The organism is Janibacter zhangyanbonis (assembly GCF_050507325.1).
GTDB lineage: Bacteria > Actinomycetota > Actinomycetes > Actinomycetales > Dermatophilaceae > Janibacter.
On record NZ_CP191481.1, the window covers coordinates 2,587,245 to 2,604,395 of the forward strand.

15 protein-coding genes are annotated in these 17,151 nt (G+C 71.3%); 6 read left to right on the plus strand and 9 right to left on the minus strand.

What is annotated here, in order from left to right:
* Window positions 1-606: 606 nt before the first annotated feature.
* Window positions 607-1,299 carry a lysophospholipid acyltransferase family protein gene (locus ACQBJO_RS12615; RefSeq protein WP_421007582.1) on the minus strand — a complete coding sequence of 231 codons (693 nt, stop codon included), beginning with the start codon at window positions 1,297-1,299 and terminating at the stop codon, window positions 607-609.
* 69 nt (window positions 1,300-1,368) lie between these two features.
* Between ACQBJO_RS12615 and ACQBJO_RS12620 the strand changes: the two genes are divergently transcribed.
* Complete coding sequence (locus ACQBJO_RS12620) at window positions 1,369-1,836, plus strand: hypothetical protein (protein WP_255184159.1); 468 nt, start codon at window positions 1,369-1,371, stop codon at window positions 1,834-1,836.
* Between the two features lie 15 nt (window positions 1,837-1,851).
* Here the strand turns inward: ACQBJO_RS12620 and guaA are convergent, their stop codons facing one another.
* From guaA to ACQBJO_RS12650, 6 genes are all read right to left on the minus strand, one after another.
* The gene (gene guaA, locus ACQBJO_RS12625) at window positions 1,852-3,429 is read right to left on the minus strand and encodes a glutamine-hydrolyzing GMP synthase (protein WP_192910702.1); all 1,578 of its coding nucleotides are present in this window, start codon (window positions 3,427-3,429) and stop codon (window positions 1,852-1,854) included.
* A 42-nt stretch (window positions 3,430-3,471) separates the two neighbouring features.
* Complete coding sequence (locus ACQBJO_RS12630; protein ID WP_421007583.1) at window positions 3,472-3,840, minus strand: DUF3817 domain-containing protein; 369 nt, start codon at window positions 3,838-3,840, stop codon at window positions 3,472-3,474.
* Window positions 3,837-4,589, minus strand: coding sequence for an SURF1 family protein (locus ACQBJO_RS12635; RefSeq protein WP_421007584.1), 753 nt, complete (start codon window positions 4,587-4,589; stop codon window positions 3,837-3,839). Before ACQBJO_RS12635 ends, ACQBJO_RS12630 begins: the two co-directional genes overlap by 4 nt.
* Before the next feature lie 35 nt (window positions 4,590-4,624).
* The gene (locus tag ACQBJO_RS12640) at window positions 4,625-6,394 is read right to left on the minus strand and encodes an FAD-dependent oxidoreductase (protein WP_430407109.1); all 1,770 of its coding nucleotides are present in this window, start codon (window positions 6,392-6,394) and stop codon (window positions 4,625-4,627) included.
* 8 nt (window positions 6,395-6,402) lie between these two features.
* Window positions 6,403-7,995, minus strand: coding sequence for a succinic semialdehyde dehydrogenase (locus tag ACQBJO_RS12645; protein WP_421007586.1), 1,593 nt, complete (start codon window positions 7,993-7,995; stop codon window positions 6,403-6,405).
* A gap of 465 nt (window positions 7,996-8,460) precedes the next feature.
* Window positions 8,461-9,582: a GuaB3 family IMP dehydrogenase-related protein gene (locus ACQBJO_RS12650; protein ID WP_255184163.1), complete on the minus strand. Its 1,122-nt coding sequence runs from the start codon at window positions 9,580-9,582 to the stop codon at window positions 8,461-8,463.
* Window positions 9,583-9,719: 137 nt separating this feature from the next.
* Here ACQBJO_RS12650 and ACQBJO_RS12655 point away from each other — a divergent pair, with 137 nt between their 5' ends.
* The 3 genes from ACQBJO_RS12655 (at window position 9,720) to ACQBJO_RS12665 (ending at window position 12,662) form a co-directional block, all read left to right on the plus strand.
* The gene (locus ACQBJO_RS12655; RefSeq protein ID WP_255184164.1) at window positions 9,720-11,384 is read left to right on the plus strand and encodes a DHA2 family efflux MFS transporter permease subunit; all 1,665 of its coding nucleotides are present in this window, start codon (window positions 9,720-9,722) and stop codon (window positions 11,382-11,384) included.
* Window positions 11,385-11,550: 166 nt separating this feature from the next.
* Entirely contained in the window at window positions 11,551-12,258 is a 708-nt protein-coding gene (locus tag ACQBJO_RS12660; RefSeq protein WP_421007587.1) for a hypothetical protein, read from the plus strand.
* Between the two features lie 122 nt (window positions 12,259-12,380).
* Window positions 12,381-12,662 carry an antitoxin gene (locus ACQBJO_RS12665; protein ID WP_421007588.1) on the plus strand — a complete coding sequence of 94 codons (282 nt, stop codon included), beginning with the start codon at window positions 12,381-12,383 and terminating at the stop codon, window positions 12,660-12,662.
* Between the two features lies 1 nt (window position 12,663).
* On the opposite strand, the gene ACQBJO_RS12670 is transcribed toward ACQBJO_RS12665, so the two are convergent.
* Window positions 12,664-13,686: a dipeptidase gene (locus ACQBJO_RS12670; RefSeq protein ID WP_421007589.1), complete on the minus strand. Its 1,023-nt coding sequence runs from the start codon at window positions 13,684-13,686 to the stop codon at window positions 12,664-12,666.
* A 170-nt stretch (window positions 13,687-13,856) separates the two neighbouring features.
* Here ACQBJO_RS12670 and ACQBJO_RS12675 point away from each other — a divergent pair, with 170 nt between their 5' ends.
* On the plus strand, window positions 13,857-15,098 hold the full coding sequence (locus ACQBJO_RS12675) for an extracellular catalytic domain type 1 short-chain-length polyhydroxyalkanoate depolymerase (protein WP_421007590.1): 1,242 nt from the start codon (window positions 13,857-13,859) through the stop codon (window positions 15,096-15,098).
* Between the two features lie 27 nt (window positions 15,099-15,125).
* Window positions 15,126-16,154: a P1 family peptidase gene (locus ACQBJO_RS12680; RefSeq protein WP_421007591.1), complete on the plus strand. Its 1,029-nt coding sequence runs from the start codon at window positions 15,126-15,128 to the stop codon at window positions 16,152-16,154.
* Here the strand turns inward: ACQBJO_RS12680 and ACQBJO_RS12685 are convergent.
* Window positions 16,144-17,151 (minus strand): hypothetical protein, encoded by a 1,008-nt coding sequence (locus ACQBJO_RS12685; RefSeq protein ID WP_421007592.1) that lies wholly within the window; start codon window positions 17,149-17,151, stop codon window positions 16,144-16,146. The two genes, ACQBJO_RS12680 and ACQBJO_RS12685, sit on opposite strands and share 11 nt — an antisense overlap.

Sequence of the window (17,151 nt, forward strand, 5' to 3'; positions counted from 1 at the left end):
TACAGTGCAACCACGACGCGTAATTGGAAGCGGGCTCGCCAACTTCGTTCGACGAATCCTCGCCGTGCACCAAGCCGACACTATGACCCGTCTCATGACAGGCCAGAGCCTGCAATCGTGGGCTAGTCCGGTACTGATAGGCCCAGCCATTGTCAAAATAAACAACAGCCGTATCACATCGCGAAGAGTTCACCGCAGTCTGACAGTCGTAGTATCCGACGAGGCCGCGACCGGACAAACTATCATCCATGTCATAGTAAAGATCTGTTGCCGTGGACGTCCGCACGAAATCTATGTCTGTGTACGCGTATGAATTCGTCAGCGTTCGCTCGATGGCTGACTCAACATAATTGGGCACATTTCCATGAACGAAATACGAGTGCACGCTCGAATCGGCAAGACAAGGGCCGTTCGGGCACAACCAATCTGTGTTCTTCGTCGGGAAGAGGCTGTCCCAATTATCAGCGCTACTGGCCCGTGCCCCACCCAGCACCAACGCGATCGCCATGATCCCAACCCAAAGCGATCTCCCCAAGATCCCCATGTATTAATGCTAGGAGGCAGGAACCTAGGCGTCAATGGAAACCCGGTCTGCTCAGCAGCCGCTCAGGCGGACCGGTCGGCGAAGTCGGCCGAGCGCTCCTGGGGTGAACGCTCGGCGATCGCGTCCATCACCTCGTCGGTGATCGCGCGCAGCAGCTTGCCCTTGACGTACTGCGCCTCGAGGGCGGCGACGTCGACCGGCGGGGCGAAGCGCACGGTCACCCGGTGCGGGCGGATGCCCCGGGCGTCGATCGGCTGCGCCTTGTCGGTGCCCACGAGCGCGCACGGCACGACCGGTGCCCCGGAGGCGACGGCCAGGCGCCCGACGCCGGTGCGCCCCTTGTGGAGGCGCCCGTCGCGGCTGCGGGTGCCCTCGGGATAGATGCCGAAGGCGCCACCACCGGCGAGGTGCTCCTCGGCGATCTCGATGGAGCGTGCGGCCGCCCGCGCGTCGTCGCGGTCGACGGGGATCATGCCGCCGAACTCGCCGAACCACAGCCGGCTCAGCCAGCCCTTGATCCCGGTGCCGGTGACGTACTCGGCCTTGCCGAGGAAGCCGACCTTGCGCCCGGCCGCGAGCGGGATGACCATCGAGTCGACGAAGCTCAGGTGGTTGCTCGCGATGATGACCGGGCCGGTCGCGGGCACGTGCTCGGCGCCCTCGACCTCGAGCCGCAGCCATGCCTTGAGCGGCGGCCCCACGATGACCCGTCGCAGGAGCCACTCGAGGACGCGCATCGCCGGCTTGCTGCTCACCCGGCCAGCGTAACCAGCGCCCGTGGACCCGACTGGCGCCCGTCCGGCTCATGGGCAAGCATCGGCCCCATGACGATGCCTCCTCCCCCGCACCAGCCCCACGGCCAGCAGCCCGTCATGCCGGTCTCCGGCCCGCAGGCGAGCTTCATGCAGCCGCCGCCGGGTCACGGGGCGCTGCTGCTCACGCTGCAGGGCAACGGCTTCACCGCGGGGCTGACGCCGACGGTCCAGATCGACGGCTACGTCGTGCCGGCCACCTTCGGACCCAACTTCTTCCCCCTTCGCCCGGGGCGGCACCGCGTCGACGTGCACACCCAGTGGATGCGGCGCTACGGGCAGGCCTCGATGGAGGTCGACGTGCAGCAGGGCACGACGGTGCCGGGCTTCTACGCCGTGCCGTGGCACCAGTTCACGACCGGCTCCATCGGGCACGTGCAGCAGTCCCGCAAGGGGCTGGGCGTGATGATCGCGATCATCGTCGCCACCGTGCTGCTCATCTGCGCGTGCGGCCTCGGCGGCGCCCTCCTCGGCTCCTGACGGACGAAGGGAGGGTCACTCCCACTCGATGGTGCCCGGCGGCTTGCTCGTCACGTCGAGCACGACCCGGTTGACCTCTTCGACCTCGTTGGTGATCCGCGTCGAGATCTGGGCGAGGACGTCGCCGGGGACGCGGGTCCAGTCGGCGGTCATCGCGTCCTCCGACGAGACCGGCCGCAGCACGATCGGGTGGCCGTAGGTGCGGCCGTCACCCTGGACGCCGACGGAGCGGACGTCGGCGAGCAGGACGACCGGGCACTGCCAGATCTCCTTGTCGAGGCCGGCTGCGGTGAGCTCCTCTCGGGCGATCGCGTCGGCGCGGCGCAGGATGTCGAGGTTGTGCTCGGTGACCTCGCCGATGATCCGGATGCCCAGGCCCGGCCCGGGGAAGGGCTGGCGGTCGACGATCGGGTCGGGGACGCCGAGCTCGCGCCCGACCTGCCGGACCTCGTCCTTGAAGAGCGCGCGCAGCGGCTCGATGAGCTTGAACTGCAGGTCGTCGGGCAGACCGCCGACGTTGTGGTGCGACTTGATGTTGGCCGCTCCGGTGCCGCCGCCGGACTCGACGACGTCCGGGTAGAGCGTGCCCTGGACGAGCCACTTGACGGGGTGACCGGACTCGTCGCCCTCGCCGACGACGTCGCGGGCCGCCTGCTCGAAGACGCGGATGAACTCGCGACCAATGATCTTGCGCTTCTCCTCGGGGTCGGTGACCCCGGCGAGAGCGCCGAGGAAGCGCTCCTTGGCGTCGACGACGACGAGCTTGACCCCCGTCGCCGCGACGAACTCCTCCTCGACCTGCTCGGCCTCGCCCTGCCGCAGCAGACCGTGGTCGACGAAGACGCAGGTGAGCTGCTCGCCCACGGCGCGCTGGACGAGCGCGGCCGCGACGGAGGAGTCGACACCCCCGGAGAGCGCGCAGAGCACGCGGTCCTCGCCGACGGTCTCGCGGATGAGCTCGACCTGCTCGTCGATGACGTTGTCCGCGGTCCAGTCGGGGCTCAGCCCGGCGCCGCGGACGAGGAAGTTCTCGAGCACCGGCTGGCCGAAGGTCGAGTGCAGCACCTCGGGATGCCACTGCACGCCGTAGAGGCGACGCTCGTCGTCCTCGAAGGCCGCGACGGGCGCGCCGGAGGTGCTCGCGGTGACCCGCATGCCCTCGGGGGCCTCGGTCACCGAGTCGCCGTGGCTCATCCACACCGACTGCTCGGCGGGCTGGCCGTTGAAGAGGGTGGACTCCCGGTCGCTCACCTGCGCGCGGGTCGAGCCGTACTCGCGCAGCCCGGTCCGCTCGACGGTGCCGCCGAGCGCCTGGACCATCGCCTGGAAGCCGTAGCACATGCCGAAGACCGGGACCCCGGCCTCGAGCAGCGTGACGTCGAGCGAGGGGGCGTCCTCGGCGTAGACCGACGAGGGGCCACCGGAGAGGATGACGGCGGCCGGCTCCTTGGCGAGGATCTCGGCGACCGGCATCGTGTGCGGCACGACCTCGCTGTAGATCTTCGCCTCGCGCACGCGGCGGGCGATGAGCTGGGCGTACTGGGCGCCGTAGTCGACGACAAGGACCGGGGAGGTCTTCAGGGATTCCGTCACGCGCACAGGCTACCGGGGCGAGGGCACTCCCCCTTCGTCACCTCAGGTGGTGAGCGGGGTGACCTCGCGGACGACGCGGCGCTCCTCGACGAAGGCGACGAAGGGGATGCACGCGAGCAGCAGGGTGAGGATCATCCGGCCGACGGACCAGCCGACCTTGAAGCCGAGGTTGGCCGTCGCGACGGCGAAGACCATGAAGATCAGGCCGTGGACCGGCGACCACCACGAGAGCGCGTCGTTCTTCGGCGGTCCGTACTTGAGGACCATCTCGAGGATGAGGACGAACATCGCCAGACCGGCGAGGATCGCCGTCACCCGGAAGGCGCCCAGGGCGGTCGCGATCGCCCGCGGGTCGGCGCTCGGGCCCCCCGTGCTCGGGCTCGGTGCCTGGCTCTGCGTCTCGTCGCTCACGTCGACTCCTCCAACTCCCTGGCGGGCTCGCCCGCCTGCTCCCGGCGCGCCTCCTGGCGCACCATCTTCACCCACATCCACACCGCGAAGACCGCGAACATCCACCACTGGAAGGCGTACATCACGTTGCGGAACTGCAGCGAGGTGTCCGGCAGCGGCGGCGGCACCCGCTCGACGTCCTCGGCCGCCGCGCCACCGTCCTCGGTGACCGCGAAGGCGAAGCCGTTGTACATCTCGCCCGGCCACTCGTTGACCAACTGGGCGATGTCGACGGACGTCAGCCGTCCGTCCTCGATGCCCCCGGTCTCGTCGGGGGCCTCCGGTGGCGCCAACGAGCCGACGAGGTCGATGGTTCCCCGCGGGGCCGAAGGGGGGTCCTCCCCCGTCGGCACGAAGCCCCGGACGACGGCGAGGTTGGCACCGGTGCCCTCGACGACGAAGCGGTCGAGGACCCAGTCGACGGCCTGCCCGTCGTAGCGCCGGTCGACGACGACGAGCGGCTCGCCGACAAAGCGACCGGTCGTCGTCACGCGCTGGCCCGACCCCTCGTCGGGGAAGGACTCGTGCGGCGCCATGACGTCCGCGAGCGGCCGCACCGGCCGCTCCTGCACCTCGCGGACCGCGTCGGCCCGGGCCACGTCGTGGGCGACGGACCACTGCCACCGACCGGCGACGATGCCCAGGACCACGAGGGCCAGCGCCACCACGAGCAGCCCCAGCCAGCGGGGTCGAAGGGCGGTCCGGAGCACCCGGTCAGGCTACGTGAGCGATCTGGGCGCCCCGCTCACGCACCCCGCACGGCCGGCATGGGCAGCGACACCTTCGAGCTCGTGTGGGTGAACTCGCGGACCGCGGGCGTCTCGGCCGCCACCGGGTCGAGCCGGCGGTAGGCGTCGCCCTGCGCGGGGCGCACGTCGGCGTCACCGACGTTGGGCCACAGGGAGAAGGCACGCTCGGCCTGCGCGGTGATCGTCAGCGAGGGGTTGACCCCGAGGTTCGCCGAGACGGCCGAGCCGTCGACGACGCTGATGCCCGGGTGGCCCCAGAGACGGTGGTAGGGGTCGATGACGCCGGTGGCCGGCGAGTCGCTGATGGGGGCCCCACCGAGGAAGTGCGCGGTGAGCGGGATGTCGAAGGCCTCGCTCCACGTGCCTCCCGGGTAGAAGGGGCGCCCGATCCGCTCGGCCAGCTTGGCGGCCAGGACCCGGATGCCCTCGTGCCCTGACGCGATGTAGGTCGGGTTCTCCTCGCCGTGGCCCTGCTTCGACGTCAAGCGGCGGCGTCCACCCGGCCCGGTCGCCAGGTAGGTCGTCAGCGAGTTGTCGAGCGACTGCATGACCAGGCCGATGACCGTGCTGTCGGCGAAGTGGGTCCCCGGCGGGAACCACGCCTTGAGCGCCGGCAGGTTGCGCGGCAGGTCGGCGAGCAGCTTGGCCCAGCGCGGCGCGCGGCCGGTGCGCGGGGGCGCGAGCAGGGTCGTGAGCAGACCCATCGCGTCGGAGCCGTGGCCGTAGCGCACGTTTTCGATGTGCGTGTCCGCATCGGGGTGGAAGGAGGAGGTGATGGCCACGCCCTTCGTCAGGTCGTGCTCCCCCTCCGGCGGGCTGTCGGCGAGCGCCCCGACGAGTGCCTCGGAGTTGGTCCGCGTCAACTGACCGAGGAAGTCGCTGATCGCCGGCAGCTCACCGTCGGCCTTCATCTCGTGGAGGAGGTTCTGCGTGCCCCAGGTGCCGGCGGCGACGACGACCTTGCGCGCCGTGGTCACGCGAGCGCTCTTGTCCCCCAACGCATCCGTGGCCTCGTGACGCACCCGGTAGACCTCGTCCGACCCCTGCGTGCCCGGCACGACACCGACGCGGGTGACCGTGCGCATCGGCACGATCTGCACGCCGAGGCCCTCGGCGAGCGCGAGGTAGTTCTTCATCAGGGTGTTCTTGGCGCCGACCCGGCAGCCGACCATGCAGTTGCCGCACTCGGTGCACGTCGTGCGCGCCGGTCCGGCCCCGCCGAAGTAGGGGTCGGCAACGGTGCGGCCCTGCTCCTCGGCGGAGTCGTCGGCGCCGAAGAGCACGCCGACGGGCGTCTTGCGGAAGGTGTCCGCGACACCCATCTCCTGCGCCGCGTCACGCATCGCGTCCTCGACGACGCTCTCGCACGGGTTGGTGACGACGCCGAGCATCGTGCTCGCCATGTCGTAGTGCGGGAGCAGCTCGGCCTGCCAGTCGGTGATGTGCCCCCACTGCCGGTCACGGAAGAAGACCTCCGGCGGCACGTAGAGGGTGTTGGCGTAGTTGAGCGAGCCACCGCCGACGCCCGCGCCGGCGAGGATCATCACGTCCTTGAGCATGTGGATGCGCTGGATGCCGTACATCCCCGCCTTGGGCGCCCAGAGGAAGTTCTTCAGGTCCCAGCTGGTCTCGGCGAAGTCCTCGTCGGCGAAGCGCCGGCCGGCCTCGAGGACCGTCACCCGGTAGCCCTTCTCCGCAAGACGAAGGGCGGCGACCGAGCCTCCGAAACCGGATCCGATGACCAGGACGTCGGTGTCGGTGGTCAACTCTGCGTTCACTTCATCCCTGCCATCTTCATCAGCTTCAGCCCGGCCGTCAGGGCCTTGGCATAGGTCGTGTCGCTCAGGCCCAGTGCCGGGGCGATGGGCAGGAGGTACTGCGCCGCGACGGTCTGCGCCTCCGTGTACTTGAGGATCCCCTCGGCGCCGTGGCGGCGCCCCATGCCGGAGTCCTTCATGCCGCCCATCGGGGCACCCATCGAGCCCCACGCGGCGGCGTAGCACTCGTTGATGTTGACCGTGCCGGTCTTGATCCGCTGGGCGATGCGCCGGCCACGGGCCACGTCCTTGGTCCAGACCGAGGAGTTGAGCCCGTAGGAGGTGTCGTTGGCCAGGCGCACGGCCTCGTCGTCGTCGGCGACGCGGTAGACCGCCACGAGCGGGCCGAAGGTCTCGTCGTCACGGCACTCCATCGCGGCGGTGACGCCCTCGAGGACGGTCGGCTCGTAGACATAGGGCCCGATGTCGGGTCGGTGCAGACCACCGGCGAGGACGGTCGCCCCCTTCGCCACCGCGTCCTCGACGTGCCGGGTGACCGTGTCGAGCTGGCCCTGGCTGACGAGCGAGCCCATGTCGTAGCCGAACTCGAGCCCGGTGCCGATCGTCATCGCGTCGACCGCGGCGACGAAGCGCGGGACGAACTCGTCGGCGATCGCCTCGTGGACGAGGACGCGCTCGGTGGAGATGCACAGCTGACCGGCGCTGGAGAAGCACGCGCGCACGGCGCCCTCGACCGCGCGGTCGAGGTCGGCGTCGTCGGCGATGTAGACGGAGTTCTTGCCGCCGAGCTCGAGGCTGAAGGAGACGAGGCGCTCGGCCGCGGACACGGCGACGCGGCGGCCGGTCGGGGTCGAGCCGGTGTAGCAGACGTAGTCGGCGGTGTCGACGACCGCCTGGCCGGCCTCCTGGCCCGGACCGAGCACGACCTGCAGCACGCCCTCGGGCAGACCGGCCTCGGCGAGCAGCTCGACGGCGGCCAGCGCGGTGACCGAGCCCTGCTGGTCGGGGCGCAGGACGACGGCATTGCCCGCCAGGAGCGCGGGGATGGCGTCGCTGATGGCCAGGCTCAGCGGGTAGTTCCACGGGGAGACGACGCCGACGACGCCCTTGGGCAGGTGGTCGACGCGCGTCTGGGTGAGCATCGGGTAGGCGCCGGCGACCTTGCGGCGGCGCAGGTGCGACTCCGCGGTCCGGGCGTAGTAGCGCGACGCGAGCGCGACATCGATGACCTCCTCGAAGGCCTGCTTGCGCACCTTGCCCGACTCGATCTGGACGAGGTCGAGCAGCTCGACCTGCTTCGCCAGCACGAGGTCGTGGTAGCGCAGGAAGATCCGGCGTCGCTCCTCGTGGGAGGTCGCCGCCCACCGCGGCTGCGCGGCCCGGGCCGCGGTCATGGCACGGGAGACGTCCTGCACGGTGGACTGCGGCAGCACCGCGATCGGACCACCGGTCATCGGCGAGGTCCGGGTGAAGGTCTCGGCCGTCGGCGACGCGACCACCCTGCTCGCCAGCCGCCGGGCCCGCCCCGGGTCGACCGCATATGTGGCGGTGGGGTCGAGGTCAGGGTCAGCGATGATCTCCGAGGTCATTACCCCAAAGTAACCGGGGGCTCCGCGACCCGCCAGAGGTGGCCCGTGGGCGAGACGCACGCCACCCCGGTCCCCGAGACGGAGGCCGCCCGGGCCGACGCCACGCCACGACGCCGTTGCTCCGTACGACGAACCGCATCTCCCCCGCCAGCGCCCTCGGTCGGCGCCGCGCCCTACGCCGTTGCTCCGTACAACGGTCCGCAGCTCACCCCACCCAGCACACCCGGCCGCCGGCCAGCGCTTCGCCGTTGCTCCGTGCTCTGAGCCGCCGCTCACCGTACGGAGCAACGGCGTACGCAGTCATCGCGCCCGACGTTCCGCCCATCGCCGGCATGCGGCTCAGAGTACGGAGCAACGTCAGGGTCTCGAAGGCCGCACGACCTTAAGGAAATGCGAACCCGGTCCGCACGCGCCCTTCGAGACGCTTGCTGCGCAAGCTCCTCAGGGAGCGTCAGACCACCCCGGTCAGCTCGGCTGGTGCGGGGCGACGACGACCTCGATGCGCTGCAGCTCCTTGACCTCGGTGTAGCCCGTGGTCGCCATGGCGCGGCGCAGGGCGCCGATGAGGTTGGTCGTGCCGTCGGCGACCCGGCTGGGGCCGAAGAGGACCTCGTCGAGGGAGGCGACGGAGCCGACCTCGACGCGGGCGCCACGGGGCAGCTCGGGGTGGTGGGCCTCGGCGCCCCAGTGGTAGCCGCGGCCCGGGGCCTCGGCGGCGCGGGCAAGTGCGGCACCGAGCATCACGGCGTCGGCGCCGCAGGCGATCGCCTTGACGATGTCGCCGCTCGTGCCGAGGCCGCCGTCGGCGATGACGTGGACGTAGCGGCCACCCGACTCGTCGAGGTAGTCGCGGCGGGCGGCGGCGACGTCGGCGACGGCGCTGGCCATCGGGGCGTGGATGCCCAGGGCCTGGCGGGTCGTGTGGGCCGCTCCCCCGCCGAAGCCGACGAGCACGCCCGCGGCACCGGTGCGCATGAGGTGCAGGGCCGCGGTGTAGCCGGCCGCGCCACCGACGATGACCGGCACGTCGAGCTCGTAGATGAAGCGCTTGAGGTTGAGCGGCTCGCTGCGGCTGCTCACGTGCTCGGCCGAGACGGTCGTGCCGCGGATGACGAAGAGGTCGACGCCGGCGTCGACGACGGTCTTCCAGTGCTGCTGGGTGTTCTGCGGGCTGAGCGCGCCCGCGACGGTGACGCCGGCGGCGCGCAGCTGACGCAGCCGCTCGGTGATCAGCTCGGGCTGGATCGGCGCGGAGTAGATCTCCTGCATGCGCGCGGTCGCCATCACCGGGTCGAGCGAGGCGATCTCCGCGAGCAGCGGCTCCGGGTCGGAGTAGCGGGTCCACAGCCCCTCGAGGTCGAGCACGGGCAGGCCGCCCGCCTCGCCGAAGGCGATGGCCGTCGCCGGGGACATCACCGAGTCCATCGGGGCCGCGATGACCGGCATCTCGAAGTGGTAGGCGTCGATCTGCCAGTCGAGGGAGACCTCCTCGGGGTCGCGCGTGCGCCGGCTCGGCAGCACCGCGATGTCGTCGAAGGAGTAGGCCCTGCGGCCGCGCTTGCCTCGGCCGATCTCGATCTCGTTCACCCGCCCAGCCTAAAGGGCTTGGCCCTGCGGACCAGAGGGCGCATACTTGCTTGGCCGACGCATGCATCTATCCGCGCGCGGCCAGGGTGGCGACGAGGCCGCCGCCTCCCCCCTTCGCACCATCCCAGGAGACTCCTGTGTCCGTATCCACCCATGACCCCTCGCTGCCACAGGAGTACCCCGACAAGATCGACGCCGCCGTGCTCAAGATCGCCGGTGTCGTGGTGCTCGGCTCGATCATGTCGATCCTCGACATCACGGTCGTCAACGTCGCCCTGCCGCACTTCCAGACCGACCTCGCGACCGGTCCGGAGCCGCTGCACTACTCCACCGTCGCGTGGACCGTGACCGCCTACACGCTGGCCCTGGCCACCGTCATCCCGCTCACCGGGTGGGCCGCCGACCGCTTCGGCACCAAGCGGCTCTACCTCGCCGCCATCGCCTTCTTCGTCGCCGGCTCCGTGCTGTGCGCCTTCGCCCCGTCGATCGGCATGCTCATCGGTGCCCGCGTCGTCCAGGGCCTCGGCGGCGGCATGCTCATGCCGCTCGGCATGACGATCATGACCCGCGCGGCGGGCCCGGACCGGATCGGTCGCCTCATGGCGATCCTCGGCGTCCCGATGCTCCTGGGCCCCATCGGCGGCCCGATCCTCGGTGGCTGGCTCATCGACAACGCCCACTGGCTCGGCCGCCCGAGCTGGACCTGGATCTTCCTGATCAACCTGCCCCTGGGCATCATCGCGCTCGTCTACGCGGCCATCGCGCTGCCCAAGGACCACACCGAGCCGACCGAGTCGCTCGACGTCGTCGGCCTGCTGCTCATGTCGCCCGGCCTCGCGCTCTTCCTCTACGGCGTCTCCTCGATCCCCGAGGAGGGCACGGTCAACTCGCCCAAGGTCTACGGCACCGCCCTCGCCGGCCTCGTGCTGATCCTCGCCTTCGGCTGGTGGTCGATGCGCCCCAAGCACCCGCTGCTCGACCTGCGGCTGCTCGCCAACCGGCAGTTCTCCATCGCGGCCCTGACGATGTTCCTCTTTGCCGCGGCCTTCTTCGGCGGCCTGCTGCTCATGCCCACCTACTTCCAGCAGGTGCGCGGTGAGAGCACGACCATGGCCGGCGTCCTGATGATCCCGCAGGGTCTGGGCGCGCTGCTGACGATGCCGATCGCCGGCATGCTCGTCGACAAGTACCCCGTCGGCCGCATCGTGCCGGTCGGCATCGCCCTGATCACCGGTGGCATGTTCGCCTTCACCCAGCTGTCCGCCGACGCGAGCTACTGGGGCTTCATCATCCCGGCGCTCTTCGTCATGGGCCTGGGCATGGGCGCGACGATGATGCCGCTGATGACGAGCTCGCTCAAGGCGCTCACCGCCCACCAGGTGGCCCGCGGCTCGACCCTGCTCAACATCACCCAGCAGGTCGCGAGCTCCTTCGGCGTCGCCATCGCCTCGGTCGTCCTCACGCGCGGCTTCGAGGACCGCCCGCTCATCGGGCAGGCGCAGGTCTTCGCCGAGGAGAGCGCCAAGGCGAGCAGCCCGGGCGCCGTCCAGCAGCTCCTCGCGAAGCTGCCCGAGGTCGCCCAGATCATGGGCCAGTACGCCTCGGACCCGCAGGCCGGCGCGGCCGCGCTCATGCACGCCGTGCGCGTCGACATGGCCGAGGCCTTCGCCGCGACCTACTGGGTCTCCGCCTTCATGTGCCTCGCGACCCTCGTCGTCGCGGCCTTCCTCCCGCGCAAGCACGAGGAGAGCCACATGCTCGACGAGGAGCCGGGCGAGAGCGCGCCCGTCCTCATGCACTGAGGCTCTGCCCCACCCCAGACGAAGGGGGTCGCTCCCGGTGTCGGGAGCGACCCCCTTCGCCGTGCTCGGAAGTTTTTGTGCCGACCACGCAACCGGCCGCACCCGGCGCACGTCTGGTGACATGACGCGGGCCACAGGGGACCGCAGATCACCAGGGGAGCAAGACATGAAGCACGTGCGCACCACCACGACCGCCATCACCCTCGCGCTGCTCGCCACCGGCTTCGCCGGCTCGGCGCAGGCCTCCACCAGCGGCGCGGCCGCGGGCCCCAATGCCTGCGAGGGCAAGGGCAGCAGCTGCGTGATCGTCAGCCGGGCCGACATCGACGGTGACGGCACGGCCGACTCGGTGAGCCAGACGCACTGGGGCACCACCGCCGAGGGCGGCGACAAGATCACGACCCGGGTGCACACGGCCGACGGGGAGAAGCTCTACGTCGTCACCGAGACGCAGCGCCGCATGGGCAGCTCGGCCTTCTTCGGCGCGGCGAAGATCGACGGGAGGAGCGGCTACGAGCTCGTCACTAAGACCGACCTCGGCGCCCACACCGCCTACTCCCAGGTTCTCACCTACCGCGACGGGAAGCTCTCGACGCTCCAGGACCCCCGCAGCCGCTACCGCTGGGTGACGGACGGGTCCGTCTGGTCCTCCTACGGCTACCGGCGCACGACGACGAGCACCGGATCGGTCAAGGTCATCGCCGCCGAGGCGACCCGGCCGCCCGAGGGCGGCGCCTTCCGACAGACCCTCTACTCCGCGCAGTGGAAGAACGGCGGCTGGCAGCGCCTGGGCCTGCTGACCCGCACGGTGAGCGCGTCCACGGCCGGTGCGTGGAGCGGCTGGAACATCCCCTACCTGCCGCGCGACATCTGATCACCGCCGCCCGGGCCTCCTGGGCGACGACCGGCGGAGGCGCGACGACCGGGGTCCGGAATCCACACCGGGCCCCGGTCGTTGGGCACGATGGAGACACCCACGAGGGAAGGAACCCCCGGATGCGCAAGCTCAAGAACGCCGCCGTCATCATCACCGCCGTCGAGGCCGCCCGCCAGTGGGCGCACAACAACCCCGAGCAGGCAGGGAAGTTCCTCGACGCCGCCTCGGGCTTCGTCGACACCCGCACCAAGGGCAAGTACTCCCGTCAGATCGCCGGCTTCACGGCGACGGCGAAGAAGAACCTCACCGGCACCGACACGGTGCGCGGCTCGACGGTCCACGACCAGGCGCCGCCGAAGCCGCAGGGCTCGAAGCCGACCTTCCCCGACGGCCGCCTCTGACCTAGACCTCCGTGGCCTCGAGGACCCGCAGCACGTTGCCGTGCGCGAGGGCCTCGAGGTCGCTGCGGCTCCAGCCCCGCTCCCCCAGCGCGGCGAGCAGGCGCGGGTAGCTCGCGACGTCCTCGAGCCCGACGGGGGTCTCGTCGACGCCGTCGTAGTCGGCCCCGATGCCCACGTGCTCGACCCCGACGACCTCCCGCAGGTGCTCGAAGTGCGCGACGACGTGCTCGAGGGTCGCGACCGGGTCGGGCACCACGTCGGTGCGGCCGAGGACCTCGTCGGCGCGGGCCTGGTTGACGAACTTCGGCACGACATTGGCCATGACGACCCCGCCGTTGCCGGGGATGCGCTCGAGCACGTCGTCGGGGACGTTGCGCGGGTGATCGCAGATCGCGCGGGCACCCGAGTGGCTGAAGAGCACCGGCAGGCGCGTCGCGTCGAGCGCGTCGTGCATCGTCTCGGCGCTCACGTGGGACAGGTCGACCATGACCCCGAGATGGTTCATCTCCGCCACGACCTCGCGTCCGACGTCGGTCAGCCCACCGTGCACGCGCTCGTCGGTCGCCGAGTCCGCCCACGGCGTGTTGTCGTTGTGCGTGAGCGTCATGTAGCGCGCGCCGCGGTCGGCGAAGTTGGCCAGGTGCTGCAGCGAGCCGTTGATGCTGTGCCCGCCCTCCATGCCGACGAGCGCCGCGTGCTTGCCCTCCGCCCACGCGGCGCGGACCTCGGCAGCCGTGCGCGCCGACACCATCTCGTCGTAGCGGCGGCACATCGCCTCGACGAAGTCGATCTGCTGGTGCGTCGCGACGACTGCGTCCTCACCCTCCATCGAGCACGGCACCCACACCGACCACAGCTGGGCGGCCAGGCCCCCTTCGCGCATCCGCGGCAGGTCCGTGTGCAGGTGCGGCTGGGGCTCGGCGATGTCGCACGCGTCGAGGTCGTAGGCGGCCACCTCGCGGTGGTGCCAGGGCAGGTCGTTGTGGCCGTCGAGGACGCGGATGGGCTCGCTGCTCGTCGTCATCGCTCCAGTCAACCACCGTGCCCCGACCACACGTGCAGGGCCGCCAGCCGACGTCGCTGCGGTGTGGGGCACCACCACATTGCCCGAAGGGGGACGCCTCGCCACGGTGGTCCGCACCAGTGACACCGGCGTCACCGTGGCCGCCGGTGCGAGATCAAGGAGAGCGTCACATGCGTGCACTTCGGGTGGTCATCGGTTCGGTCCTGATGAGCGGGGCGATGGTCGCCGCGTCGGCGACGAGCTCGTCGTCGGCGCCACCCGGGGCGGCGGCGTCCGGGGCGACGGCGTCCGGGGCGACGGCCAGTGCGGCGGGCGCCCTCACCCAGGTGACCGGCTTCGGGACCAACCCCGGCAACCTCGCGATGTACGAGTACGTGCCGGACGGGCTACCCGCCGGGGCGCCCACCGTCGTCGCGCTGCACGGGTGCACCCAGTCGGCCTCGGCCTACCACCAGGGGTCCGGCTGGTCGCAGCTCGCCGACGAGTACGGCTTCGCCGTCGTCTACCCGCAGCAGTCGTCGGGCAACAACGCCAACTCCTGCTTCAACTTCTTCGAGGCCGGCGACACCACGCGCGGTCTGGGCGAGGCCGCCTCGATCGCGCAGATGGTCACCCACGCGCGCTCGTCACACTCCCTCGGCAGCGACAACACCTTCGTCACCGGCCTGTCCGCGGGCGGCGGCATGACGGCGGCGATGCTCGCGACCTACCCCGACCTCTTCGCCGGCGGGTCAGTCGTCGCCGGCCTGCCCTTCCGGTGCGCGACGTCGATGGTCGATGCCTTCGGGTGCATGAACAACCCGCCGGACCGCACGCCGCAGCAGTGGGGCTCGCTGGCGCGCGATGGTCACCCGGGCTACTCCGGGCCCCGGCCCAGGGTCGCGGTCTGGCACGGCACGTCGGACACGACGGTCGTGCCGGCCAATGCGCGCGAGCTCGTCGACCAGTTCACCGATGTCGCCGGTGTCTCGCGCACCGCGACCGAGACGACGACGCTCAGCGGTGGCACGACCCGACGCGCCTACGGCGACGAGGTCGTCGAGTACTCCGTGCAGGGCATGGGTCACGGCACGCCGGTCGACCCCGGCAGCGGTGCCGAGCAGTGCGGCCAGGCGAGCGCCTACTTCCTCGACACGATCTGCTCCGCCCGGCACGACGCGGCCTTCTTCGGCATCAGCACCCCGGTCGACCCGGGTGACCCCGGCGACCCCGGTGACCCGGGCGACCCCGATCCGGAGCCCGGCACGTGCGTCACCGCGAGCAACTACGACCACACCGTGGCCGGCCGCGCCTACCAGTCCGGCGGGATGACCTTCGCCACCGGCTCCGGCGACGCCCTGGGCCTGTGGAACGTCTTCACCACGACCGAGCTCGAGGAGACCGCTCCCGGCTACTGGGAGCTCGGCTGCTGACCCCGCTCCGGGGTGCATGCTGGTGCCATGCGCCCCGGAGCCCACAACGCCATCACCGACGTGCCCGGCGTGCGCGTCGGCCACGCCACCCGTGACGAGCCCGGCTGGCTGACTGGCACGACGGTGGTCGTCCCGCCGGTGGGCACCACGGGTGGGGTCGACGTGCGCGGTGGCGGTCCGGGCACCCGCGAGACCGACCTGCTCGACCCCCGCAACCTCGTCGACGCGGTCGACGCGGTCGTCCTGTCGGGAGGCAGCGCCTTCGGTCTGTCCGCCGCGGACGGCGTGGTCGCCGCGCTCGCCGACGAGGGCCGAGGCTGGCCGGTCGGTCCCGGTCCCGGCGAGGTCGTCCCAATCGTCCCGGCCGCGATCCTCTTCGACCTCGGGCGGGCCGGCTCCTGGCGCCACCACCCCGGCCCTGCCGAGGGGCGCACGGCCTACCTCGCCTCCGCCGACGGACCCGTGGACGAAGGGGGTGTCGGCGCCGGCACCGGAGCGCGCGCCGGTGGCCTGCACGGCGGCATCGGGTCGGCGAGCCTCGTCCTGTCGTCGGGCGTGACGGTCGGCGCGCTCGTCGCGGTCAATGCCGTCGGCTCACCCCTCTCCCCCGACGGTCGACTGCTCGCCGAGCGCCTGCTCGTGCCGGGCGAGGTCGACGTGCCCGAGCCGGATCCCGTTGCGGTGCAGGCTCACTGGGAGCGTCAGGCCGCTGAGGCGCAGGAGCTGCGAGCGGGGACCGCGACGACCCTGGCTGTCATCGCGACGGATGCCCGGCTCAACAAGGCGGGCTGCTCGAAGCTCGCGGGTGTCGCCCACGACGGCTTCGCCCGCGCCCTCTCCCCCGTGCACACGGCCTTCGACGGCGACACGGTCTTCGCGCTGTCGACACCGGGTGAGGTGACACCGACCCCCTTCGACGTCGTGGAGCTGCAGACAGCGGCAGCCGACTGCGTGAGCCGGGCCATCGCCCGGGCGGTACTCGCCGCAGAGTCCGTCGACCGGAGCGAGGACGGCGGGGCCGCGCTGCCGGGCTATCGGGCGACGCTCAGTCGGTGACGAAGCTCAGGTCGACGTCGTGACTGGTGCCGCCACCGCCGCTCGGGCCGTCGGAGATGTGGTGCCGCGCCTCGTGTCGGAAGACCCAGACGCACAGGGCGGCGAGCGGGAAGCTGATGAGCGCGACCCCCAGGGCCTCGTCGCGCATCACGAGGCCGGTGATGCCCACGATGACGAACACCACGACGAGGATGAAGGCCGTGACCATGTGGAAGCCGGCGAGGTCACTGCGGGTCTCCCGGGTACGCAGCCAGCGGTGCCGCAGCAGCAGGGCGGTCCACGAGAGCAGCCACCCGATCGGCAGCAGGAGCAGGGAGAGCAGGGACCACTCGGGGGCGATCGTGTCCTGCAGCTTGCTCAGGACGACGCCGAGCACGACGAGGGCCGGCAGCCAGGCGAGAAGGCAGATGCCGCCGATCGTTCCGAGCAGGTCGACGCCGCGGCCGCTGCCGCGGGTCGACGTCGGGATCCCCGGCCCGACCTCGCGGCGTCGCAGCGCGGCAGCGCGCAGCTCGTCGTCGGTGGGTTCCGGCCGCGGGCGGACCGGGGCGGCCACGTCAGGCCCGTCGGTGGGCTCCGGCCGCGGTCCGGCCGGGGCGGCCACGTCACGCCGGGACGCCCCCTGAGGTCGCGACTGCCCGTCGGCCGTGACCTGCTCGGCGAAGCGCTGCCGCTCGTGCGGCGCGGACCACCGGTCGATGCGCAGTTCGTTGCCGAAGCGGTCGACGTGCACCCGCTCGTCCTTGAGCTCCCGCCACGCGTCGCGGACGACGAGGACGAGGGCGGTCCCGCCGCAGAGCGCGAACCATGCGAGGACGGTCGGCAGGTGGACGTCCGGATCGGTCTGCCCCTCGACGACCATCCGGGTGAGCATGCTCAGGGCGAAGGCCAGGATCGCCATGAGCAGGAGCACCACCGGCAGCCCGAAGACGATCATCAGCCACCACTTCGGCCCGAGGGACTTGGGCTCGAGGTGCTGCTCCCCCTGCGCCGTCAT